Annotated in this window: 17 protein-coding genes; 10 read left to right on the plus strand and 7 right to left on the minus strand. The window is 33.5% G+C overall.

Going from position 1 to position 24,611, the window contains the following annotated elements:
• The first annotated feature begins 213 nt into the window (after positions 1–213).
• Positions 214–1,494 carry a serine dehydratase subunit alpha family protein gene (locus EMN46_RS08485; RefSeq protein WP_154200376.1) on the plus strand — a complete coding sequence of 427 codons (1,281 nt, stop codon included), beginning with the start codon at positions 214–216 and terminating at the stop codon, positions 1,492–1,494.
• 217 nt (positions 1,495–1,711) lie between these two features.
• On the opposite strand, the gene EMN46_RS08490 is transcribed toward EMN46_RS08485, so the two are convergent.
• Positions 1,712–3,169 carry a sodium:solute symporter gene (locus EMN46_RS08490; protein ID WP_154200377.1) on the minus strand — a complete coding sequence of 486 codons (1,458 nt, stop codon included), beginning with the start codon at positions 3,167–3,169 and terminating at the stop codon, positions 1,712–1,714.
• A gap of 413 nt (positions 3,170–3,582) precedes the next feature.
• Positions 3,583–3,855: a DUF493 family protein gene (locus tag EMN46_RS08495; protein ID WP_154200378.1), complete on the minus strand. Its 273-nt coding sequence runs from the start codon at positions 3,853–3,855 to the stop codon at positions 3,583–3,585.
• A 293-nt stretch (positions 3,856–4,148) separates the two neighbouring features.
• On the opposite strand from EMN46_RS08495, the gene EMN46_RS08500 reads away from it, so the two are divergent.
• From EMN46_RS08500 to EMN46_RS08515, 4 genes are all read left to right on the plus strand, one after another.
• Positions 4,149–5,324 carry a hypothetical protein gene (locus tag EMN46_RS08500; RefSeq protein WP_154200379.1) on the plus strand — a complete coding sequence of 392 codons (1,176 nt, stop codon included), beginning with the start codon at positions 4,149–4,151 and terminating at the stop codon, positions 5,322–5,324.
• Between the two features lie 449 nt (positions 5,325–5,773).
• Positions 5,774–6,850, plus strand: a complete 1,077-nt coding sequence (locus tag EMN46_RS08505; RefSeq protein ID WP_154200380.1) for a M20/M25/M40 family metallo-hydrolase — start codon at positions 5,774–5,776, stop codon at positions 6,848–6,850.
• A gap of 152 nt (positions 6,851–7,002) precedes the next feature.
• A complete protein-coding gene (locus EMN46_RS08510; protein WP_154200381.1) occupies positions 7,003–7,455 on the plus strand; it encodes a hypothetical protein in 453 nt (150 codons plus the stop codon).
• Positions 7,456–7,531: 76 nt separating this feature from the next.
• Positions 7,532–7,987: a hypothetical protein gene (locus tag EMN46_RS08515; protein ID WP_154200382.1), complete on the plus strand. Its 456-nt coding sequence runs from the start codon at positions 7,532–7,534 to the stop codon at positions 7,985–7,987.
• 301 nt (positions 7,988–8,288) lie between these two features.
• Here EMN46_RS08515 and EMN46_RS08520 read toward each other — a convergent pair whose 3' ends face one another.
• From EMN46_RS08520 to EMN46_RS20200, 3 genes are all read right to left on the minus strand, one after another.
• Positions 8,289–11,390, minus strand: a complete 3,102-nt coding sequence (locus tag EMN46_RS08520; protein ID WP_195715221.1) for an AsmA-like C-terminal region-containing protein — start codon at positions 11,388–11,390, stop codon at positions 8,289–8,291.
• A gap of 7 nt (positions 11,391–11,397) precedes the next feature.
• Complete coding sequence (locus EMN46_RS08525) at positions 11,398–11,772, minus strand: hypothetical protein (RefSeq protein WP_154200384.1); 375 nt, start codon at positions 11,770–11,772, stop codon at positions 11,398–11,400.
• A 546-nt stretch (positions 11,773–12,318) separates the two neighbouring features.
• Positions 12,319–12,441 carry a hypothetical protein gene (locus tag EMN46_RS20200; protein ID WP_255447770.1) on the minus strand — a complete coding sequence of 41 codons (123 nt, stop codon included), beginning with the start codon at positions 12,439–12,441 and terminating at the stop codon, positions 12,319–12,321.
• 312 nt (positions 12,442–12,753) lie between these two features.
• On the opposite strand from EMN46_RS20200, the gene EMN46_RS08535 reads away from it, so the two are divergent.
• Positions 12,754–14,073 (plus strand): cytidylate kinase family protein, encoded by a 1,320-nt coding sequence (locus EMN46_RS08535; RefSeq protein ID WP_154200385.1) that lies wholly within the window; start codon positions 12,754–12,756, stop codon positions 14,071–14,073.
• A gap of 315 nt (positions 14,074–14,388) precedes the next feature.
• Here the strand turns inward: EMN46_RS08535 and pepF are convergent, their stop codons facing one another.
• Positions 14,389–16,287 (minus strand): oligoendopeptidase F, encoded by a 1,899-nt coding sequence (gene pepF / locus EMN46_RS08540; protein WP_229130313.1) that lies wholly within the window; start codon positions 16,285–16,287, stop codon positions 14,389–14,391.
• A 254-nt stretch (positions 16,288–16,541) separates the two neighbouring features.
• Between pepF and EMN46_RS08545 the strand changes: the two genes are divergently transcribed.
• The 4 genes from EMN46_RS08545 to EMN46_RS08560 all read left to right on the plus strand — a co-directional run bounded on the left by EMN46_RS08545 (position 16,542) and on the right by EMN46_RS08560 (position 23,880).
• On the plus strand, positions 16,542–17,234 hold the full coding sequence (locus tag EMN46_RS08545; protein ID WP_154200386.1) for an aspartate/glutamate racemase family protein: 693 nt from the start codon (positions 16,542–16,544) through the stop codon (positions 17,232–17,234).
• Between the two features lie 807 nt (positions 17,235–18,041).
• Positions 18,042–19,160, plus strand: coding sequence for an efflux RND transporter periplasmic adaptor subunit (locus tag EMN46_RS08550; protein WP_154200387.1), 1,119 nt, complete (start codon positions 18,042–18,044; stop codon positions 19,158–19,160).
• Between the two features lie 30 nt (positions 19,161–19,190).
• On the plus strand, positions 19,191–22,355 hold the full coding sequence (locus EMN46_RS08555) for an efflux RND transporter permease subunit (RefSeq protein WP_154200388.1): 3,165 nt from the start codon (positions 19,191–19,193) through the stop codon (positions 22,353–22,355).
• Positions 22,356–22,593: 238 nt separating this feature from the next.
• Positions 22,594–23,880 (plus strand): TolC family protein, encoded by a 1,287-nt coding sequence (locus tag EMN46_RS08560; protein WP_154200389.1) that lies wholly within the window; start codon positions 22,594–22,596, stop codon positions 23,878–23,880.
• 74 nt (positions 23,881–23,954) lie between these two features.
• Here EMN46_RS08560 and EMN46_RS08565 read toward each other — a convergent pair whose 3' ends face one another.
• Positions 23,955–24,542: a porin family protein gene (locus tag EMN46_RS08565; RefSeq protein WP_154200390.1), complete on the minus strand. Its 588-nt coding sequence runs from the start codon at positions 24,540–24,542 to the stop codon at positions 23,955–23,957.
• Positions 24,543–24,611: the final 69 nt, after the last annotated feature.

Below are 24,611 nucleotides of genomic sequence, written 5' to 3' on the forward strand. Positions count from 1 at the left end.
AAAGCTAGCTTCGCATAAATTACAGATTACTTAGATCTAGATGTTTTTTTTAAAGCTTAAAATCTAAATTGAATTGTTTTATATTCCTTTGGAATCTAGCTTTTAAACTTCTCTTTTTGAAGAATTTTAATTTATACTTAAGCTAATTTTGAAATTGTTTTTTCTTTTAATAAACAACATAATAAAACACAACAAACACAACACAACAAAACAATGAAGAACGTATATTTAAACAAATTAAAAAAGGAGTTTGTACCAGCTGCTGGTTGTACTGAGCCTGCATCAATCGCATTAGCTGCTGCTAAAGCAAGTGAAATATTGAAGGCTACGCCTGATAAAGTTCAAATGAAGGTAAGTGGAAATATTTTTAAAAATGTAATGGGTGTTGGAATACCTGGTTCCACGCTTGTTGGTATGTCAATTGCTGCTGCTTTAGGGGCTTTAGGAGGGCAATCTAAATATGGTTTAGAGATTTTTACGCACATAGGTGAAACTGTGGCTGAAGAAGCTAAAAGTTTTGTTAATGATGGTAAGGTTGAAATCAAGATGGTAAAAGATGTGCCTAAGCTTCATGTTGAATGTCTTAGTACCAAAGGAAAAGATACTTGTCGTGTTATAATTCAAGATAGACATGAAAATGTTGTTTTGGTAGAGCATAATGGTAAAGTTATTTTTTCTAAGGGTGTTGATATTTCGGTGGATGATGTAGACAAGGAAGAAGATTGGAGCGTTGAATCAATTTATAACTTTATCACAAGTGTTGATATTTCGGAACTTCAGTTTCTTGAAAAAGGAATTGAGATGAATAGAAAAATTGCAGAGGAAGGTTTAAAAGGTTCTTACGGTTTACAAGTAGGTAAGTCTATGCAGTTAAATATTGAGAAAGGTATTATTTCTGATGATATCATTAATAAATCAATAATGATGGCTGCTGCAGGTTCCGATGCTAGAATGGCGGGTTGTTCAATGCCAGTAATGTCTAACTGTGGTAGTGGTAATCAAGGTATGAGTTTAACTCTACCGATTATGGTTGCTGCAGAAAAATTAAAAATTGATGATGAAACAAAATTAAGAGCATTGGCTTTAGGTTTGTTAATCTCAATACATATGAAATCTTATGTAGGTCAATTGTCAGCTATTTGTGGTGTTTTATTGTCTACTTCAGGTGCTGCATGTGCTATCACTTATATGATGGGTGGTGAATTGAGTCATTTAAATTCAACATTAAAGAATATGACAGGTACCGTTACAGGTATGATTTGTGATGGTGCAAATGCGTCATGTGCTTTAAAAATATCTGCTAGTGTAAGTGCTGCTATTCAGTCGTCTTTATTAGCGATAAATAGTCAGTCTTTAAATAATATGGATGGTATTATTGACGATAATGTTGAAGAGACTATTCGTAATATCGGATTATTAGCCAATGAAGGTATGCAAATTGCGGACGACGTTATTTTGAAAACGATGGTTGGTAAGATGGATAGAAATTGCTAATAGAAAGTTTGTATAAGACTATTGAACAAATTTGTTCAAAATAGACTTGGGTCAATGGGATATTCCTATTGACCCATTTTTTTGAAATAACATCAATAATATGGTAATACCTAGTAAGTTGGTGATAATGAAAATGTTGTGATTTGAACCAGATATTATTAAATTTTCATGGTACAGATATATTTTGATAAGTTTCTGGTTTAAGAATTATAGTAAACTAGCTATTGTGTTTAAGGTTGGCTTTATGAATAAAGGATTCGGATTTAATTGTTTCTGCTTTGCTAAGAAGACTTGCAATTAGATAAACTAGAGATGAACCTAGCATGCCTATTAAAACATGTTTAGCAGTTCCAATTTCCCATGGAAGTGGGAGCTTAGCACCTAAAGCAACCGTTAAGTTGTATAGTGAAAAGATGGTTCCGAAAAGCATAGACGACATGGCTCCAATTGTAGTTCCCCTTTTCCAAATAAAACCAAGTATTAAAGGAACAAATGCGCCAGTGGATAGTAGGTCTGCAGCAAGCCATGAAACCTTAAGTATAGATTTTATTTCGAGACCAATTAAGAGCGCAATAAGCGTTACGATGATTGTTCCAATTTTTCCAACAATAAGAAGCTGTTTTTGTGTGGCTTCAGGTCTAAATCTATTTTTATAAATATCTACACAAAGCACCATTGCTCCCGTGTTGATCAAAGAATCCATGGTCGACATGATGGCTGAACAGATACCTACAAAGATTAAGGCACCAAGGAATGGAGGCATGTAATCGTTAATAATTCCAGAAATAATTCCACCTTGAGGCATCTCTTCAAATAAACCTAAAGCTAGCATTCCTGTGAACGTTACCATAAGGTAAAGCGGGATATAGACTAGAAAACTTAGGCCTATCATTTTACGAGCATCTTGAGGAGATCGGGCAGCTGATATGCGTTGCCAAACATTGGCTTGTATCATCCACGCACTACCAAATGTGATAATATAAACCATATTACTCGACAATTGGTGTGTGAATGAGAAGTAATACGTTAACTGTTTTGTATCGGCTATTGTTTTGATTGCTGATATCCCACCTGAGTAATAATAAGCGTATGCAAATACTAATATTGAAGCTGATAAGAGAAAAATAAACTGTATAATATCAGTACGAACAACAGCTTTGAATCCACCAAAAAAGGAATAGAGTAAGACAATTCCCGTTCCAATAAGTGCTGACATAGTATAATCTAAGTGTAGAAATTTTTCGAAGAATATACCAATTCCCACAATTTGGGAAGCTGCTGTAATTGTCATGAATAAAAAGATGAGAATAGATAGCATTAGAGCTGGTGCTTTCCCATAACGTTCTTCTAATAACTGAGGTTGTGTAATACTCCCAACTTTTCTGATGGCTCTCGCAAAAACAAAAAGTAAGCCAGTTGAAAATAAAACAGGCATACCATAAATCCAAAAGGCAGAAATCCCATTTTGATAGGAGTGATCAGCTGTTTCTATAGCTGAACCTGCTCCCCACCACGAAGCGATAAAAGTAATTGCTAAAGCTAAGAAAGAGAGTGATCTATTGGCTAGAAAATAGCCTTCAATCGAATCACTTTTCTTAGAAAATAGTGAGGAACTCACAATAAGAATAACATAGATTGTTAATAAGATAATGGAAAATGATTGAAGAGAAGCCATGCTATATTTTAATGCTTAAATTAGTTTATTGTAATACATAGATACTTATTTTTTTATAATTGGGTATAAATATGAATGAGTAAAAGAATATAAGACTAGCAATCATAGTTGATATTGATAGAATTAGTCGTGTTTGTTATTTATGCTTTTACTAGATATTACAAACCGTTCGGTATGAGAAGAAAGTTGATTATAGGTGTCGTTTATGTCCTTTTTAAGGATGATTTTAAAAATACCAGCGTGTCAATTCACACCATTTCGAAAGTTTTCGAAAGAATGGAAGTTTTAAGAACGTTTACAGAAAGTTTTATTTTTAGACAGATTAAAGTCTGATTTTTACAAATTTTTTGAAAAAAGGGAAAATCTAGAAAATATAAAATTATGTAATATTAAACGATCTAAACGTATAGATTTTATAATGCCAATAAGCCTTCAATATGTTTAGTTTGATCATAAATAGCAATTACAGCATCTGCATCTTTCATCATAATTTTTACGGTAATACTAAGGTAAGCCATATTTTTTGATGTTTTAAAAGCGAATTGAGTTCCTTTTGGAAATATAGCTTTTACAGCCTCTGTTTTTTCATCTTTATTAGGGATAACAAATTTGAACATATATATTGAAGGCCATTGAGTGGAGTCAACAAGCTGTTTGCGTATTTGATTGTATTTTTCTTGATCCATTTTGCGTTATTTATTTCTGCAAAAATCGAAAAGTTTTTCCAAAATTCCACAATTATATAGGTTTATTATAAGTTGTTAGTCATATTTTATTAAAAGGATTCATTTTGTGGATTTTAATTGTTTTGTAGTGAAGTGATTTGTATTTAATGTGAATGGTCTAGTTTCCTGTTAATTAGTGTTTTATGCAACATGTTTTTTTTACTGATTATTTTTTAGTATATTAGAATACTATGTCAGAATTCCCCGTTTGTAAAAGCTATATTTTTGACAGAATTAACTCTAAATCTTGAGCTATGAGAAAGGTGATTCTAATCCTGATGATAGTCTCGATTGCTTCACTTGTCATTGCACAAGACAATTATATTAATCGAGACATACGGCCTAATATGAGCTTGGAAAATTCCAGGACTTATACGCTCGATTTTTTGAATGGCTTAAGTTTTCCCCAAGGTGATTTGAATCATTTTCTTAAAAATGGTTTTAATAGTGGTATTCTCTTTCACAAAAATTTCTCAAAAAAGTTATCACTAGGATTTAGTGCAAATCATAGTCGGTTTGATTATAGACAGAATTTTGGTCCAATTCAAGGTTCGGGGAGTCAGGAATTAAACACAACATCTTTTGATGTAGGTCCTCAATATAATATGCGTTTTGGGCGGTTTTCTGTAGAGTTTTATGGACGATCGGGCTTGTCCTTAGTGAATTCACCTCAATCATCAAGAATGTTTGAAGAAACAGATATTACTATAACGACGCTTGAAGCCTATAAAAGTACTGCCCTAACTGTACGCTTGGGCGCTAATATGACAGCCAATATTTTCGAAGGACTCGATTTCTATTTTAGTTCGGAATATATGACTACTCTTAATAGTGAAATGAATTATCAAACGCGTGATTTATCAGAAGCTGTTAGAGAAGATGGTACACTTAATTCTGTTTTAGCTAATGAGTTACCTTACACGAACGAAAGTCTCTCATTATCTATGTTAAATGTGAATATTGGCGTACGAATATCGATAGGAGCTAATTCTAATAGACATAGATCAAATTCTATTTATAAAGCTAATGGAAATTCTATGTTTGATGGTTATTTTCTTAAGTCTAATTCTAACAAAAAGGATGGAGAAAAACGTGCTCAATATAATAATTTAACTCGTAGTAAGACTTCTTCTATTGTTGTTCCCATTAATGATAATAAAAAAGGTAAAATAAGTGACACGATTCAAACCAAAGGAAAATCTGCCCTGGATCAGAATATAAATCGTATTGATAATACTTCGATTATTGCACCCAAACCAGATATGAGTGAAACCCAATTAAATTCTGAGTTTAAACCCGAAGAAGAGATTACTTTAACTGATATTTCTGAAGATAAGTTGAAGCTTAAAACCAAAGCGCAATTGTCAAAGGAAAGAAGAAAAAGAAAGCGTATTGAACGTAGACTTAAAAGATTAAAATCCAAGATGTAAAAATTTCATTCAATGTCTTAATTTTTGAATATAGCATGTCCTGAAGATGTTTTGTGCTTATACTTCCTACAATATCTAGGTTTTTGAAATTAAACCTTGCTTTATTGTACCCTAATTTATTTTAGTAATCATTAAGATATTCCGATACAGTTACGTGTAATCCTTTTTTTTGAATTGACAAGGCTCCTTGATGTGCTTAAAGTAGATGTTTCGAGACTTTAAATAATCTCTGAATAGTTTTTATATAGATAGCTTTAATAATTAATTAATTAACTAAAAAAGTGAATTATAATTTCATGACAAAATTCATTTTTAGTTTGACAGTTTTTTGTTAAATTCATGCTGTCTATTTTGGAATACAGCAATTTGCAAAAACTAGAGTTCTATTCCGAAGTACATGTAGCCATGTTTAGCACTTGAAACTAAATCAATAATTTAAAAAGATAGAGATGTCAGAAAGAATGATAAAGCAATTTATGGAGATGGTTCAGATTGATAGTGAATCTGGAAATGAAGCTAATTTTATAAGTTATCTTGAAAAAGAATATCAGAAGTTAGGAGCTAAAACAGAACTTGATAGTTATGGTAATATGATAGCAAAATTACCGGCTAAAGGTTGTGAAGGTAAAGAACCAATCCTTTTATCTTGTCATTCTGATACGGTGAAACCAGGTATAGGCATAGAACCCGTGTTAGCCGATGGTGTAATAAGGTCGAAAGGAGATACTATTTTGGGAGCCGACGATAAAGCAGGAATTGCCGAAATGTTGGAAGCTTTAAGAATTGCAGAAGTACATCCTCCTATCGAAGTAGCGATTTCTCGCGAAGAGGAAATAGGTCTATTTGGTGTAAAGAATCTCGATTATTCTAAACTAACAGCTAAAAGAGGTTTCTTACTGGATAATGATACTTTAGATACCATCATTATTGGTGGTCCATCGTATTTTACCTTTGATGTTACAGTAAAAGGTAAGTCGGCACATGCTGGAATGGAACCCGAAAAAGGAATTAATGCTATCGTAGCTGCATCTAAAGCTATTTTGGCTTTGAAACTAGGTCGTTTGGATAATGAAACAACAGCCAATGTTGGTATTATTGAAGGTGGAATTGTTCGTAACGGTGTGCCTGATAAAGTGACTTTTAAAGCAGAATGTAGAAGCTTGAATCACGAAAAAGCCGTAAAATTAGCAGCCGAAATGAGAGCCGTAATGGTAAGTGCAGTTGAAGCTGAAGGTGCACAAATCGAAATTGACGAACAAAATTTGTGTAAGGCTGTAGACATACCAGAAAGTTCTTTTACTGTTGACTTATCTAAGAAAGCACTTAAAACTGTTGGTATTGATGCCAAAGCCACTTTTATGACTGGATTTACGGATGCTTCAATTTATAATAATATGGGTATTGAAATGGCAGTAGTAGGTATTGGAGCAAAAAATGAGCATGCTTTAGATGAGCATATTTATGTAGCAGATATGGAAAAAGCTTTAAAAATGATTGTAGAGTTGTTACGTTTATCTGCACAGTAGTTTCCTTTAAACAGAATATAGAAAAGTGTGATCTCAACTGGTCACACTTTTTTAGTGGCGAAAATGAAATTGTTTGTTTAGCAAAAATTGGATCGTAGTTTCCCAATCTCCAAGAAAAAAAACAAGGAAAATTGGAAATTAAAATTGAGAGTATGAGTAATACAGATTTTACAATAAGTTTTAATGAGCGAAGATTGTTTAGTCCTTTAAAAAAGAAAACACATTATGTTAGTGGCGTATTATTAATTGGAGTCGGATTATGGGGATTAATAATGGCAAATAGTGAAACAGCTACTTTTTACTGGATTTTCTTTGTAGGAGGAATTTTTAACCTTGGAATTGGGTTTATGGGAAAGTATTTACATAAAGAACATAATTTTATAACAATCAATCCTGAAATAATTGAATTCAAAAATTCATGTCAGAAACGAAAATCTCTTTTAATAAATGACCTACGAGATATCGTACTTGAATCAAATAAAGTAGAATTCTTTACCCTTGATCAGCAAGTTTGTACTTATGACTTTTCAAATTTTACTAATGCTGAAAAGGAAGACTTAAATGATGAGTTGGGTAAAATAAAAAATAAGTTGATTGCAGATTGATCTCTGTAGTTATGAGGCGTTCAATATATTTTGGTTTTAAACTAAAAATAAATTGTGTTACTAATATTAAATCAAAATGACGGAAAGAATTCAATTGTATAAAGTGAAAAAGGTCAATATTAAATTTTTTATGTGGTTTAGTTTATTTGCTTTCGCCTATGGCTTATTTCTTTTTATTCTGGGGCTGAGTCATGGTTTTAAGTTTGACTTCCCGGGAGATTGGAGCTCTATAGCTTTTATGGCACAAGGTTTGATTTTTGCCTTGATAGCTTATCAGCAATGGTATAGAGGAAAGTATTTTATTGAGCTTGATAATGACAATTTGAGCTATCAATTGCCGGACAGCAAGAGAGTTGTAAGTATTCTAATATCAGATATTAAACAGATAAAAATGGATGGTATTGAGATGTTTATTTTAGCTAATGGGAGCGAGAGTAAAATTCTTTTCGAGCATATCGAATGGAAAGAATTAAATCGAGTTAAAGCCTTAGTTAAGGATTTATCAGCGAGAGTAAGCCAAAATAATGTGTAAATTAAAGTACGTTTTAAATCTTGGTTTAGGTTTACCAATGGGAATGCTTATTGGTATGGCTTATTGCATATTTCTAGATAAAAAGTTTCATGACCGTAGCAGGTGTTAGAGATGTAAATTGCATTTTAAATTCAATGAATATAAGTGTAAATGCTCTCTCTTTATATTCAGTTTGTTTTTAAAAGGATAGTATTCATAAGACAAAAAAATCCTGATAAGCATTTAGCCTATCAGGATTTTATATTTTATTTCGATAAATCATACCTAAAATGAAGGTGTGTTGTAAATAAATAGAAGTCTATTAAAACTCCTTAACACTCTTTTTAAGCGATTCCGAAATCAGCTTTTTCAAACGTAAGGTTTGACTCTCCATAGCACCTTGTTTTTTTGGATTGTACAAATGTTTATATTTGCAATCTACAAGGTTGTATTTTAAGTCGTCTATTGTTCCAGTTACATTTAGTCCTAATCGAACAGGTAGAGGCGTATCCGTTACCGATATGTGATAGTTAAAGCTATTATCCATATTATGACGACCAGAAATAACTGCTTTATAATTGTCCATGACAATAAGGAAAGGATAGACGTCTATTTCATCTTTAAAAAGAGTCATTTCAACGCTAAGGCTATCGATCACATTTACTGTTTTTTTCTTGAACATGAGTTTATTGGCAATCATGTCGAATGTTTCGGTATCCATAAGAGTAAGTTCCTGTCCTTGGAAAGCTGCCGCACCACGAATTGTCGATTGCTTAAGCGAATAATCACTTTTAAGATAGGTTTCTCCGGCCAAATGGAATTCGCCTTTTCCCTTGAATGATTTTAGCATTGGAATCATTGTGTTAACAGAAGGAATCAAAGCAATAAGTTCAGCAATATCAATATCTAAAAGGTGAAAGTCGATGCCACTAAAAAGGTGGTTTTTTCTGTCGGAACGGTACATCGCTGTTAACTGCATATTAGCAGCCTTGCTCGTAAAACCCATTTGGTCCAGAATAAGTGTACCATCTTTAACAGTTAGTCCACCCTTAATATTTTTGATAATATTATCATTTACGACAGTTTGATTAATCGTTGAGTTTAATCTAATTTCGACGCCTTTAGGGACCATAAACGGATCGTCTTCGGCGCTTACTGTTTCATTGCTAGCAAGAGTTGAGTCTTGACTCCCCATGCCGTTAAAAATGTCCATCAATTGATATACATCGGTCTTTTGGGAGATCAAATCAAAATTTCCTTTAAGCAATGCTTGGTCGTTAAGGTACTTCGTGATGTCGGTAAGTTTACCAGTAAGGCTAAAGTCAGAATCACCCAGAGTTAAATCGACTTTCTTAATCACCATTGTATCGGGATCAAGTGTAAACGACATGTTTGGAATCTCACCCTTTAGTTGCTTGCCTAAGTCATAAATTGCATCGGAAAAACTGATAGCCATTTCGGGCTGCCATTTAAGGATAACATTATTTTGAGATTCGTCGTACTTCAAATTTGTTTTGGCATATAGCTTTTTAGCATCAAATAGAATAGAGTCTTTGCTAATGATTTCAAACTTTTGACTGTTGATTGTAGAATTGATAAGAGCAATTTCTTGTTTTGCCTTAAGCGTTGGAGCATATTCAAATTGTCCCGTAGCATTATTCGCACTTACAGATATTGTATCGACAATTGCATAAAGACTATCAAATTTAAAATGACAGAACGATATGGGTGCAGAAACGTCTTTTGCCAGTTGATTGATATCGACAGAAAGCTCGAGGTTCTGAGTTGCAGCACTCATCGTAGGAGACATGTTTATCCTCGAGTTTGGTGCATCAATTTTGATCTTTGCAAACAGAAGGTTTTTGTCTGCTTTGGTTTGGCTAGGTAAATTAAGTTTAATCTTTCCCGAAGGAAGATTTACCTTTATCGTGTCGTCATAAATTGCATCAAAATTTTGAGTATTGAAATCGCCCGTTAAATAGATACGGTGATAGGCTTCCTTATCTATATCAGACTGAGAAAACTGGGTGTGTAGATTTCCATTAAGCAAACCCTGAATAATTATATTCTGATCTTTTGGAATAAACGATTTAAAATCGGCTAAGTTTAAATCACTCTTCGAATAAATATCGTATTGTGGAATTCCCAAAATGTCTGAGATATTTCCTTTAACAGAAATAGCGCTGTTCAATATCTTGGCAGAACTACTATTTACAGTAATATTTGAATTTTGGTTTTTATTCAGATCCACCTTAGTCGACATCGATAATTTAATGTCTTTTACAGTTGGATATCCTGTATATTTAATTTCTCCCTTAGAGTACTCTATGTTTGTTGTTAAAAGGGGCGTACTAGTTTCAGACATAAGCCCTGTTACCGATCCCGATACTTTTGCATACCCTTTTGCCTTGATGTCTTTTAGTTGATCAGAATAGGCTTTAGGAACAAGAGCAAGAATGTTTTCAATATTCAATTCATTAGTCGAGTAGCTTATGTTGGTCGATATAGAATTATCTTCTAACATGTTTACCTTCCCATTAAATGAGATGGCTTGCTCATCGTTTATAATGAGTTCGGACTTCTTAAAATCATAAGAATTCTCAGATAGATTTGCATTAAAAGGTAAGTTTGAATCCAATTTCATATTAGACAAAATGGTATCACCAGCCATAGAAACCGACATGGCTTTACAAATAAGTTTTAAATCGGAGTTTATGAGGTTTGCGTCCTTAGCTTTAGAATTAATTTTTAGATTACAATTTTGTGCCTCAACAAAAAGAGCCATTGAATCGGATGTTGTATACAGCAATTTATCTAATTGCATATCCAAACCGAAGTTCTGTTTCTCTTTGCTGTAGTTGAGCTCGAGTTTCGCATTTAAGTTGCTAATATCAGCCTTTCTAAATGTCGACTCATCGGTATACTTGGCATTAAAATTTTTGAACTCCACATTGCTAATGTCGATATCACCAAATGATACTTCGGAATTAGCTTCTGACGAATCGGAACTGCTTTTTAAAATATCGAAATTTGAGTGACCAAGCGAGTCTATTTTGAAATTCAAATACCCATCTTCAATAAGAAATGGGTCGAGTTTTATATTGCCACCAAATAAATAAGACATTACATTTAGAGAGGCAAAGCATTTGGGTGTGTACAAGAGCGTATCTGTTTTCGATGTATTTGTCTTTTCTGTTAAACAGAGGTTCGTGATCTCAAGCCCCAAAAATGGATAGGTACCAAAAAAAGTAGGTTCAACTTTTTCGACATTAGTGTTGCAGTCTAGATATTCTTTTGCCTGCTTATTAACTATTGGTGTTAATTTTTCGGGTGTAAATAGATACCACATACCTATTGCCGCAGCTATTATCAATACAAAAACCAATACCAGTAAAGCTGTTCCAACCTTTTTTAATATTTGCATTTTACTCTTATTGTTTTGTAAATGATGTTGATTCTCCGTAAGAGTCTTCATACGACATTGTTGTTGACGTTAAATCCGTAATGGTGTAAACTTTTGGAACAAGAGCAGGACCAGTTTCGAATATATGAATTTGCTTTAACACATCTTTTGTGATTGTCCAAGTAAATTTCTGAGCTTCTGATTCTTTAACATCATCAGCAGTATTCCAAAAACCTCCTGATTTATCCTCATTGTATTTCTCAAATAATGTACCACTTTTCCATTTACCAATAATTAAAGTCTCATCAAAAGTCGGTTGCGTTTCGTCGTCCGAACTAGAACACGAAGTAGAGAATAGCGCTATTAGAGCAATACTTAAAATGATTAATGCTATGCGTTTCATTTGTTTTTCATTTGTTTATGAATACATCTATTTATTACTCAAAAATAAGACTTTATTTTAGTAAATAGATGAATCCTGATTTGTTAATTATGAAAATTATAAAATATTAGATGTTGTTTCTTATGCTTGCTTGGATTGTATTTATAAAACGGGGTGGATAAAAGGGCTTTTATCTACTAAGTAAAATTTTCAACTCGATAGGAATAAGTTGGTTTTTACTATTTATAATTATATGGTTCTGTAATTTCATCTGCTACTGATTTATCTAATGTATTTTCATTAAGGTGTTAAATCATCGGATTATTTATAATGAAGCTTTCATTCGTGTTTTTTTTAGAATAGGGCTAATTATGAACGTCCTAATATATCCTTCAGATATTTTTCAACCTCTAAATAGTCAAACTCCCTTCATACTAGTACGTCGTCATACTGAACTTGTTTCAGTATCTGTCGAATATTGATCTGCATTAAACTATTGAAAGAAGCGTGTAAAAAAAGGCAGTCCCAATAAAGGAACTGCCTAAAATTATTTTGAGTTGAGAAATACTATTTCTCTAGTTTTTCAATTTCAATAGCCAATTGGTCAACTAATTTGTCAAGTTGATTGATTACAGCTAAAATGGCTTCAGGTTTTGACAAGTCAACACCTGCTTTTTTCAATTGTTCCATTGGAAAATCATTTCCACCCGATTGTAATAAAGTTATATAACGTTTAAGGGTAGCTTTCTTATCTTTATTACTACCTTCAGTTACATCTTTGTATAATTTAGTCGATGTTGTATCATGGTTAACTTTTATGAAACTGGTAGCTTAATAGATTGTTAAATAAGTTGTTTAAAAATAATTTATAGGGTGTTTTGTATTTTACACGAGTTTTAATTATTGTTCAAAAAAAAAACGACAAATATAGGTTTGTAGCTTAAAGGTTTTCTACTTTTGAAGTTCGATTTTTAATCTCAAAAATTTACGACTGAAACCTTTATGAAAAAGAATAATATTCTATTAAAAATCATCATTTTTGGTATTGGTCTCTTTGTTATGGCTTTTGGTGTTGCTTTATCAGTCAAAGCTAATTTGGGCGTTTCACCTATATCTTGCATCCCTTATGTATTTAGCTTCAAATCACCTTTAAGCTTAGGAACACTAACAATATTTTTTAATATTTTCCTTATGCTAATTCAAATAGGGATACTCCGTCGGAATTATCGTTTAATACAATTATTACAACTTCCAATGGTATTTGCATTTGGATTATTTATTGATTTCGCTCTTCGTTTAATTTCTGGTTTAAATCTTTCAAATTATTTTTTGCAAGTACTATTTTGTTTGATTAGTTGTATTCTAATAGGTTTTGGTGTTTTTTTAGAAGTAAAAGCAAAATTAACCTATTTACCAGGAGAAGGTTTAGCTATGGCTATTGTAGATACCTTTAAAAAAGAGTTTGGAAAAGTAAAAATCGGAGTAGATAGTACTTTGGTTTTTATAGGATTAATAAGTTCATTTGTATTTTTTCATCAATTGCAAGGTATTAGGGAAGGTACTGTTGTAGCAGCTATATTGGTTGGTTTTATTGCCAAATTCTGTACTAAAAGAATACATATAATTGATTCTTGGATTGAACCAAGTTTAGATAACAACCCAAATTTAGGTTTAACTGAGAGTAATGAGAAAAATAATTTAGTCATCACTATTTCACGTGAACATGGTAGTGGTGGTCATGAAATTGGAAAACACCTAGCTGAAAAATTAGGAATCTCATTTTATGATAAAAAACTAATTGACCTTACTACTAAACAAACTGGGTTTACATCAGATTATATTAAACAAAATGAGCAGAAGCTAGTCAATTCACTCTTAGCTGAATTTTACGAACAAAACTATGCTTATGTATATGAAAAGCAAGTGCCTCTTGATGTTTTGTTTTTAGTTCAAAGTAAAATTATAAGAGATATCTGCGCAAAGGAATCATGTGTTATTGTCGGACGTTGTGCCAACTTTATACTAAAAGATAAGCCTAATTGTTTTAATGTATTTATTCATGCAAATAAAAACTATCGCAAAGCGAAAATTTCCGATGAGTATGAAATTGAATCTGAGATTACAGATAGCGAGTTGAGAAAAACAGATAAAGAGCGAGCAAACTATTGTTTACATTATACTGGTGAAAATTGGAATAATGCAACGAATTATAATTTGACGATAGATAGCTCTGAGTATGATTTAGAAGAAATAGTTGATTTGATTACTATTTCTATTAGTAAAAATAAGAGAAAGCTAAGTCTTATTTATGGAGAATATTAGTAACAGAAATAGGGTATAATATGATGTGTAAGTAATGCTAGAGAAAATGATAAATTATCAGATAATTGCTAATTAAGTGTTTATTAGAGGTTTTTCCCTTTTTAAAATTGAAGCTAAATATAAACCATTTGTCCTGATTTTAGGAGCTCTCGTAAGCTTTCAATAGTAGAACTCTCTTCATACTAGCACGTCGTCATACTGAACTTGTTTCAGTATCTGTCGAATATTGATCTGCATTAAATCATTGAAAGAAGCGTGTAAAAAAAGGCAGTCCCAATAAAGGAACTGCCTAAAATTATTTTGAGCTGAGAAATACTATTTCTCTAGTTTTTCAATTTCAATAGCCAATTGGTCAACTAATTTATCTAGTTGGTTGATAACAGCTAAAATTGCTTCAGGTTTCGACAAATCAACACCTGCTTTTTTCAATTGTTCCATTGGAAAATCATTTCCACCCGACTGTAATAAAGTTATGTAACGCTTTAAGGCAGCTTTCGTATCTTTTTTGCTTCCTTCAGTTACATCCTTATACAATTTAGACGATGATGCAAAACAGGTTGCGTACTGATATACATAGTAAGGTGAGTTGTAAAAATGAGGAATACGAGTCCAAGGGTAGTTTGAGTATTTTGTTTTCTCAGAAACATCACCATAGTATTTTTGAGCAATATCACCCCAAAGTTTAGCGAAGATATCTGCATTTACAGGCTGGTTTTGCTCAACCATTGTATGTGCTTGATATTCGAAATCAGCAAACATAGTTTGTGTGTAGAAAGTTCCAATAATAGCCTGAATCGCATGGTTCAATAAAGTAATACGTTCCTTAGGATCTTTTGTAGTTTCCATCATATGATCTAACAACAAACGTTCGTTGAATGTAGAAGCAACTTCAGCAACAAAAATTGTGTAGTTATGTGTTGCAAAAGGTTGAGTGCTACTGGCTAGAGTTGTGTGCATTGTATGTCCTAACTCGTGACCTAAAGTAAATACGTAATCTAAAGTCTCATTGTAGTTAAGTAGCATGTATGGGTGTACACCATAAACACCGGCCGAAAACGCGCCACCGCGCTTACCTGGGTTTTCATATACGTCTAACCATCCACTGGCTGTAGCCGTTTTAAGTTTAGCTTGATAATCTTTACCTAGTGGAAGAACTGATTCTGTTACAATTTTTACAGCCTCTTCGTATGGGTATGTCTTGTGAAAATCAACTAAGCTCATAGAACCATCAAAACCATAGTATTTCTCTAGGCCTAAAATTTTCTTACGAAGTTTCGTGTATTTTTGTACAGGCGCTGTGTTTTCTCTAACGGTATTAATTAGGTTTAAGTAAACATCCTTAGGAATGTTGTTGCCTTCCAATTTAGCATCTAAACAAGATTCATAGTTTGCAGCACGAGCATTTGCCCATTCTGATTGAATGATACCTTCGTAAATGGCAGCATAAGTGTTCTTGTTTTTGTAGTAAACATCGTAAAGCGCTTCGTAAGCCAATTTACGGTCAGCCTGATTTTTGTATGTACTCGTGATATGTGAATACATACCTGGAGTTACTTTTACTGTTTTTCCATCAGATAATGTAATTTCTTGAAATTCAATATCAGTTGTTGATAAAGCCGTAAAAGCACTGCTAGCCGTTCCCGACGATTGTGAGAAGAAAGACACTAAACGTCCCATATCTTCATTCAAGACATGTTTTTGCATACGATACATATCCATTAAACCAAATTCTTGTGGTTTAAGAGCAGGTGTAGATGCAATCCATTGTTTCATGGTTGCCTCAGGAATCTTAATCATTTCAGGAGAGATCCAAGTTGTAGCCATACTCATTTGATTAAAGAAAATACCTACTCGTTGAAGCTTAGCTTGTAGTTCCATGTTTTTACCGTCAACGGTAGATTGGAAGGAAACGAATTGATAGACTTTATAAGCCTTTTTCATCATAGTTTCTTGTGCATCAAGAAGTGTAACTAAGTTTTTTACATCTTTTCCAAGCTTTCCTTTCATAGATTGAATGATTTCAATCTCCTTAGACATTGATTTGAAATCAGCTTCCCAAGCATCCCAACTTTCGTAGATATCAGAAAAATTCCATTTGTATTTCGCTGGTATTTCTTCGCGAGTCTTGTAGCTCACTTGAGCCGTTGCTTGCAAACACATTGTTGCTGCAAGTAGCGTCATTATGAAACCACTTTTAAATTGATTTAGATTCATATAAGTTTAATGTTTAAGTTATTTATTATAAGTTCAAATATAAACCTATATAAGGATATTTTCATAAACTCATATCCTATAAAGAAGGTAAAATCGATTATCATCAAAATGTACAAGATAAACAGGGCAACTTACACTTTAAAAAAAATGACAAAATTGGTGATGACAGTAAGAAAACTTGTATTTTTAAGAGTTCTGAAATAAGTCGACAAATAGGACTTGTGGATATGTAGATATTAATAAAGCAAAGTAGCATGAAAAGAATTGGACTTATTGGTGGTATGAGTTGGGAATCATCTATCGTATATTATGAATTACTAAATAAAAAAGTGAGAGAAATTTTAGGTGGTCATCACTCTTGTAAGAGTTTGATGGATACGGTTGATTTCGATCATATTGTAAAGCTCCAACATGAAGGTAAATGGGAAGAGTTGGACGAGATTATGGCAGATTCTGCGAAACGACTTGAAAAAGCGGGTGCTGATATAATTGTTTTATGTACCAATACAATGCATTTGTGCACTTCTGCAATTAAGGCTAGTATCACTATTCCTTTTTTACATATCGCCGAAGCAACAGGTATGGAGATTGTTAGTAAAGGCATTAAGAAAGTCGCACTGCTTGGGACTAAGTTTACCATGGAAAAGGATTTTTACAAGAAAGTGCTTGCCGATCAATTTGGTATAGAGGTCATTATTCCTACCGATGAGGAAAGAGAGCAGATTCACCAGATTATATATGGAGAATTGGTTCAAGGTGAGATTAAAGATTCTTCGAGGGAAGTTTATAAGACTATCATAAAGAATTTAGAGAATCGTGGAGCTGAAGGTGTGATTTTAGGTTGTACCGAAATTCCTCTTTTAATCTCAGATTCAGATGTGAATATTCCAACATTTGATACCACAACGATACATGCAGTGAAAGCTGTAGAGTGGGCGTTAAAGTAGGATGTTTTTTTCCTTTTTAGTTCCGTTAGGAACGTTAGTATGGTAGATTCGTTTATTTCATGTTTTTTTAGAGCTCCTTAGGAGCGATAGCTTTGATTTATATGGCGATTCCCGTATAAATATTTCCGTCTGTCATCCCTACGGGATTTTTGTGTGTGTATTGTAATTTTACGACCATACTTTCAGCTCTCCGAGCTTTTCTAGGTGATTGCTCAGGTTTATTTCTGTTTAGTTCCGTTAGGAACGGTAGTATGGTAGATTCGTTTATTGTATGTTTTTTTTAGAGCTCCTTAGGAGCGGTAGCTTTGATTTATATGGCGATTCCCGTATAAATATTTCAGTCTGTTATCCCTACGGGATTTTTGTGTGTGTATTGTAATTTTACTACCAACTTTCAGCTCTCCGAGTTTATGTTTACAATAAAGAAGAGTTCTTTTTTTTCTGTTTAGTTCCGTTAGGAACGGTAGTATGGTAGGGTTGTTTGGATTGTAATTTTTTAGAGCTCCTTAGGAGCGGTAGCCTTGATTATATGGAGATGCCCGCATAAATATTTTAGTATGTCATCCCGACGTAATTTTTTTTAGTACAGTAATTTTACACCCACACTTTCAGCTCACCGAGCTTTTCCAGATAATTGCTTCAGTTTTTCATTTTTAGTTCAAGTTTATTCATGTCATATATCTAGTAGGTCTAACACTTTTTGTCTAAGTTATTTAACAAGTCGTTAAGATCTCAAAATTTTATATTATTTTAAATAAAAGTAAATTCGTACTTTAACTAATTGAAATTATATAACACGATTTATAGATGAATAGAAAAGTTCTTATTGTTGTCTCAGTTGTAATTATATTGGCCTTAGGTTATGGTGGTATGATTGGTTTAAAGAGCCTGAAAAAGCAGCCACAGAAAGATGTGAATAGACAGAAAACACCTTTTGTAAAAGTGGAGCAAGTCAACTATCATGATATTTCCACTTCTATTGTTGAAAAAGGACGTTTATTGTCCAACTTGGAAGTCAACTTGAGTTCCGAAGTTCCTGGTAGAATTGTAGATGCTGGTGTGCCTTTAAAAGTAGGACAGCGTTTTAAAAAAGGTGATTTGTTACTTCAAATTTACGATACTGATGCTAAAATGGATCTTCAGGCACAGAAAAGTACGTTTCTGAATAAACTCGCTCAAAGTCTTCCTGATATTCGTATTGATTATAAAGATAGATTTGATGCTTGGATGACCTTTTTTAATGAGATAAAGCTTGATGAGAAATTACCAGTTTTACCTGAAATGAAATCAGAAAAGGAAAAGGTATTCTTGGCGAGTCGTAATATTCTAGGTGATTATTATACGATTAAATCTAGTGAAGTTAAACTATCGAAGTATCGTATTTATGCTCCATTTACAGGTTCTTACGATCAGGTTAGTACACAAATTGGAGCTGTAGCTGGAATGGGTTCAAAACTTGCTGGAATTATTGAGTCAAGAAAATTAGAACTACAAGTACCTATTGAATCGGAAGATATCAAATGGTTGAGAATTGGCGATCAGGTTGATATATTAGCTTCTAATGGCGATAAAGTTGCTTCGGGTAAGTTATTACGAAAGTCAGAGTTTGTAGATGAGGGGACGCAGTCAATAGCTGTGTTTGTAGGACTTAATACGACTCATAATGAACTGTATCAAGGTCAGTATTTAACTGCAAAGTTTAATGGTAAACAGATTGACAATGTTATGGAGATTCCTAGAAATGCTGTATTCCGGTCGAATAGAGTGTTTGTAGTGGAGAATAATATGTTGAAGGAGAAACAAATTAATGTACTTAAGAGAAACGAAAACACCTTGATTTTCAATGGTCTCTCTGAAGGTGAACTTTTGGTAACAACAGTCCCTGTTAAAGGTGCTGAAAACATGAAGGTTCAGATCCTTAAATAAGCTTTTGTTTCAATTCTCAAATCTAAATTTATGAAGACTATTATATCTCATTTTGTCAGATATCCCTTTTATGGGAAGATGATTATTGCACTTTTTCTGATAGCAGGAATTTTCTCTCTATTTCACATGAAAAAGTCCTTTTTCCCAGAAACGGAATCCAAAACAATTAATGTATCTATGGTTTACCCTGGAGCTTCTCCCAAAGAAGTTGAAGAGGGAATAACATCTCGCATAGAAGATGCTGTACGAGGAATTGTAGGTATTAAAGAAATGAACTCGGTATCGTCGGAAGGTTACGCTAGAGTGACAATTACCACAACGGGTGATTTAGACTTGGATGAAACACTTGCCGATGTAAAAAATGCAGTTGATGGAATTCCTTCGTTTCCATCGGGAGCAGAGAAAGCAGTTATATCAAAACTAAGGTCAACAACACCAGCTGTAAGAATGGCAGTGACTGGTGATGTCGATTTATTGACACTAAAGCGTTACTCAGATGTTATTTATGATGATTTGATGCGTTCGAAAAAAATGTCTCAAATATCCATCTCGGGTTTACCTAGTTTGGAACTTTCTGTTGAGATTAAAGAGGATGACTTACGTCGTCATCAGTTGACATTCTCAGAGGTGTCAGCTGCTATTGCTAGCAATAATATTGATATTTCAGGTGGTGTTATAAAAAATGCTAAAGAAGAGATTATAATTAGATCTCGTAATCGTTCAGTTGATCCGGATAAAATTGGAGAAATTATTTTACGTGCAAATTCTGATGGATCGTACATTCGTTTGAGGGATGTTTGCGATATCCATTTCCAATTTGAGGATGTACCGAGTTCATCTTATGTGAATAATAATCCAGCTGTTTCAATTGGCGTAAATAAGTTGAATAATGAGGATTTGGAGGAGATTTCAGAATTCTGTAATCAATATGCTAAAGAGTTTAATGCAGATCATACTGATGCTAGTTTAGAGGTCACTTTCGACTATGTAAACATGTTGCAGTCGCGACTAAACCTATTGTATAAGAATGGAGGCTATGGCCTAGCTCTTGTGGTTCTAGCTTTAGCTTTATTCTTGAGTTTCCGTTTATCCTTATGGGTAGCATGGGGAATTCCGGCTTCATTTTTAGGCATGTTCATTTTTGCCAACCTAATGGGTGTCACTATCAATATGATTTCACTTTTTGGTATGATTCTAATCATCGGTATTCTTGTTGATGATGGAATTGTGATTGGTGAAAATATATATACGCATTTCGAAAAGGGGAAGAGTCCTCGTCGAGCAGCTATTGATGGAACAATGGAGGTTGTACCTGCTGTTTTAACATCGGTAACAACAACAATGGTAGCATTTACACCTCTATTACTTGTTACGGGTAATATGGAGTTTCTTTACGAGATGGCCTTTGTCGTTGTCTTTTGTTTGGGTATTTCTCTATTCGAAAGTCTCTTTGTTTTGCCAAGTCATGTGGGAAATGAAAAAGTACTGAATGTGAGAAAAAGTCATACCGCTTTTAATCGCTTCCGAGATAAAATTGAAAAGGGCATTATGTATATGCGCGATCGGATTTATATGGGCTTTTTAAGAAGAGCCATAAAATGGCGTTGGATTGTTATTTTTCTTCCAGTAGCATTCATCTTTATTACCATTGGTTTGTTTGGTGGCGGGTTCATAAAAAGCACCTTCTTTCCTAATGTAAGTTTCGATACTTTTAATATTAATGTAGCTTATAAACCTGGAACCAATAAGGATATAACCGTTAAAGCTTTAAAGGGGTTTGAAAATGCTGTTTGGGAAATAAATGGGGAATTAAAGGAGAAATATGCTCAGAAAGATGATTTCATTCAATATACAAACTTATCGGTAGGTTCGGCTTTTAATGGTCAAGAATCAGGTCCGCACTCTGGAAATATTACAGTAACACTACGCGATATGGAGGGATCTCCAATTTCTAGTTTTGATATTTCTAATGCTGTAAAGGAAAGAATTGGGGCTGTGAATCAAGCTGAGAAATATACTATTGGCTCAGCTAACAGGTGGGGAGCTGCGGTTTCAGTTAGTCTTTTAGGTTCGGATATGGATGAATTGAATGCAGCGAATATTTATTTTCAAGATGAGCTTAGAAAGATGACTTCTTTATATAATATCAATGATAATAACCCATTAGGAAGTCGTGAGGTTCGTTTAAAGTTGAAAGATAAAGCTTACTATTTAGGAATGGATTTGAGTAGTATCACTTCTCAGGTTCGTCAAGGTTTCTTTGGTGGTCAGGCTCAGCGTTTACAAGAAGGTAAAGATGAGATTAAAGTTTGGGTGCGTTATCCAAAGAGTGATCGTGTTTTTATTGGACAAATGGAGAGTATGCGAATTAGAACTCTAAATGGTGAGTATCCATTGTCGGAGCTGGTTGATTATGATATTTTACGTGGTCCTGTTAGTATTCAGCGATACAATGGTGCTCGAGAAATTCGTGTTGAAGCTGATTTATTGGATCCAAATGAACCAGTTCCTCCAATTTTAGAAGAAGTAACCAATAATATTCTACCTGTTCTTAAGGAAAAATTTCCTAGTGTACGTCCCGAATTTCAAGGTCAAGCAAAACGTTCATCAGAAGATATTGCTGAAATGAAAATTTACTTTTCAATAGCTTTCTTAGCGATCATATTTATAGTGATGATTCATTTTAGATCTTTCACTCAAGGCATGATCGTAATTCTGATGGTTCCTTTAGGTATTCTTGGATCCGCCTGGGGACATGGTATCGAAGGTGTTCAGGTATCTATGCTTAGTGTGTGGGGAATGGTTGCTCTATCTGGTGTCATTATTAACGATGCCGTCGTCTTTCTCTCCAAATACAATACCAATTTAAAGGAAGGTATGAATCCGGAATCAGCAGTTCTTGGAGCGGGGAAAGCACGTTTTAGAGCTATTGTGTTAACCACAATTACCACAACGGTTGGTTTGTATCCATTGATTCTTGAGAATTCATTTCAAGCTCAATTCTTAATTCCAATGGCTATTGCTTTGGCTTATGGTGTTTTGCTTGGTACATTCTTTATTCTAACACTTTTCCCTGTTATAATTCTTGTTTTGAATGATATTCGAAAATACACAAGGGAACTTTGGACAGGAGAAAAAGTTGATCCAAGGGATGTTGAACCAGCAATTAAGGAAGCTAAAGTAACTTTAGACTAAAGGATAAAGTAAATAAAGTATAAAGGTTAAAGTACCAAGGATAAAGGGAACAAAATACAAAGGTAACAAAGTATAAAGGTTAAAGGAATAAGTTTAAAGGGTAGAGTGAGTGAAGGATAAAGTAAACAAAGAAAGGGTAAAGGAGCTTGTTGATTTTTGACATTTAGACTTTTCAGACTCTTTGACTTTTTAGACCCTTCGACCTTTAGATTTTTTGGACTTTTAAAATAACGAAACAATGAATAAATATATATCAATCATACTCATGTTGTTTTGTGCTGGGACTTTGTCTGCGCAGAAAGAATTAAGTCTTGCTCAAGCAATAGAAGTAGGTTTAGAGAAGAATTATAATATTCAGATTGTACGGCAATCAGAGAAAATTGCTGACTTAAATAATACTTGGGGTAATGCAGGACAATATCCTAAAGTAGAGTTTAATTTTAGCTCAGCTAATAAGAAAGACTATAACGAAAGTGATGATTATAGACAGAATATTTTAAGTCCATCGCTTGATTTAACATGGACTCTATTCGATGGTTTTGCTGTGAGAATTCGTAAGGATAAGTTTAATGACTTAGCCGCATTATCGAAGGGTAATACCATTGTTGCTGTTGAAAGTCAGATTGAATTGATCATTTTAGCCTATTATAAAACTCTAATGGAGCAGGAACGCTTGAATGTTAGCAAAAAAATAATGGAACTTTCTGAAGATAGATTTTCTAATGAGAAAGTAGCAAGTGATATTGGTACTACAGGAAGTTACGAGTTGCTTTTGGCTAAGAATGCTTTTCTTGAGGACAAGTCGAACTACCTGACACAGCAAGTGAATTATAATAACACAGTACGTGATTTGAATTTTTTGCTAGGTGTTAAAGAAAGTACTCAGTATATTTTTACCGATGTTTTTATGACCCCAGTGACTGATTTTCGACTAGCTGATTTGCTTGATAAGATGTTTGCGAATAATAACAACTTAAAGAATCGATATATGCAAGAAACGATTCAGAAGCGCGATATAGAAATGGCTCGATCGAATTATTACCCTAGTGTTTCTTTAGGAGCAGGAGCAGAAGGTTATAGGCTTAATCAAAAGTATGATGTTGCTTCTAAAGTTGATTCAAAATCTCATGCTTTGTACGCCAACTTAAGTCTTAATTATTTGATATTTAATGGGAATGCAAATCGTAGAGCTTTGCAAATAGCAAAAATTGAAGAAGAAATTTCGAAGATAGAAACAGCAGATTTAAAGCATAGTTTGACTAATACGTTAGCTCAGAATTTCGAATTGTATGAGCTGCGCAAGGAATTGTTCGATTTAGCTGAAGAGAATTTGTCGGCTACAGAGATTAATATGCAATTGTCTAAGGAGAAGTACGAATCGGGTAGTATTAATTCCTTTAATTATCGTGATGTTCAAATAAGTTATCAGAATGCTTCATTGGCCAGACTAGCTGCAATATTCAATTTGATTCAATCGAAAACAAGCCTAGTTCGAATGACAGGAGGTATTTTGAGTGAGTTTTAAGATATCGCATTCACTTTAAAGCATAAAAAAACCACCAATTATTTGGTGGTTTTTTGTTTTATAATGTAATGTGTTTACAATAAACGGAATCCTAAAGTCACATTAAACATTTTGTTTTTCTTAAGAAATTCAGAAGAAACATCAGTTAAGCCAAATTCGTAATCAACATCAAACGTTAATTTCCAAACGTCGATACCAGCACCAACCTTAGCATTCCAAACAGCGTCTTTCACTTTTGGACTAAAGTCATTTACACCATCAGTTACAAAATCTTTAAAGTTGTCATCGATACTAAATGAAGCTACAGGTCCAGCAAATGCTCTTACCTTAATCACAGGCAGTTTAATAATTTTGTATCCCAATAATACTGGAATATCGATACTTTTTGTTTTGATATCTGCAGATCCACCCATGTACTCAAGAGTTGATTTACGTGATACGTAATTCAATTCTGGTTGAATATACCACTTGTTGAGGTTGATTCTAGCAAAGGCACCCAACATCATACCATTATCGGCTTTATCTTTAATGCCACTTATATCAGTATCCGCTTTTGTACTAACAAGTCCACCGTGAATACCAATGCTAATAGGTGAGGCTAATTGAGCAAACAAAGCTGATGAAAATAAGCTGATTGCTGCTACTAATAATAATTTTTTCATAATCTTAGATTTTGTATTAAGTAATTGATGTGTTTCCTAATTATGTATAGAATATAATTCTACTGACTT

It is taken from the genome of Ancylomarina sp. 16SWW S1-10-2, from assembly GCF_009669305.1.
Taxonomy (GTDB): domain Bacteria; phylum Bacteroidota; class Bacteroidia; order Bacteroidales; family Marinifilaceae; genus Ancylomarina.

Coding starts and splice junctions, on each gene's coding strand:
- EMN46_RS08560 (WP_154200389.1), top strand. CDS start 22,594: ATGAATAAATATATATCAATCATACTCATGTTGTTTTGTGCTGGGACT.
- EMN46_RS08520 (WP_195715221.1), bottom strand. CDS start 11,390: ATGCAAATATTAAAAAAGGTTGGAACAGCTTTACTGGTATTGGTTTTT.
- EMN46_RS08515 (WP_154200382.1), top strand. CDS start 7,532: ATGACGGAAAGAATTCAATTGTATAAAGTGAAAAAGGTCAATATTAAA.
- EMN46_RS08555 (WP_154200388.1), top strand. CDS start 19,191: ATGAAGACTATTATATCTCATTTTGTCAGATATCCCTTTTATGGGAAG.
- EMN46_RS08505 (WP_154200380.1), top strand. CDS start 5,774: ATGTCAGAAAGAATGATAAAGCAATTTATGGAGATGGTTCAGATTGAT.
- EMN46_RS08490 (WP_154200377.1), bottom strand. CDS start 3,169: ATGGCTTCTCTTCAATCATTTTCCATTATCTTATTAACAATCTATGTT.
- EMN46_RS08535 (WP_154200385.1), top strand. CDS start 12,754: ATGAAAAAGAATAATATTCTATTAAAAATCATCATTTTTGGTATTGGT.
- EMN46_RS20200 (WP_255447770.1), bottom strand. CDS start 12,441: ATGGAACAATTGAAAAAAGCAGGTGTTGACTTGTCAAAACCTGAAGCC.
- EMN46_RS08525 (WP_154200384.1), bottom strand. CDS start 11,772: ATGAAACGCATAGCATTAATCATTTTAAGTATTGCTCTAATAGCGCTA.
- EMN46_RS08545 (WP_154200386.1), top strand. CDS start 16,542: ATGAAAAGAATTGGACTTATTGGTGGTATGAGTTGGGAATCATCTATC.
- EMN46_RS08485 (WP_154200376.1), top strand. CDS start 214: ATGAAGAACGTATATTTAAACAAATTAAAAAAGGAGTTTGTACCAGCT.
- EMN46_RS08495 (WP_154200378.1), bottom strand. CDS start 3,855: ATGGATCAAGAAAAATACAATCAAATACGCAAACAGCTTGTTGACTCC.
- EMN46_RS08510 (WP_154200381.1), top strand. CDS start 7,003: ATGAGTAATACAGATTTTACAATAAGTTTTAATGAGCGAAGATTGTTT.
- EMN46_RS08500 (WP_154200379.1), top strand. CDS start 4,149: ATGAGAAAGGTGATTCTAATCCTGATGATAGTCTCGATTGCTTCACTT.
- EMN46_RS08550 (WP_154200387.1), top strand. CDS start 18,042: ATGAATAGAAAAGTTCTTATTGTTGTCTCAGTTGTAATTATATTGGCC.
- pepF (WP_229130313.1), bottom strand. CDS start 16,287: ATGAATCTAAATCAATTTAAAAGTGGTTTCATAATGACGCTACTTGCA.
- EMN46_RS08565 (WP_154200390.1), bottom strand. CDS start 24,542: ATGAAAAAATTATTATTAGTAGCAGCAATCAGCTTATTTTCATCAGCT.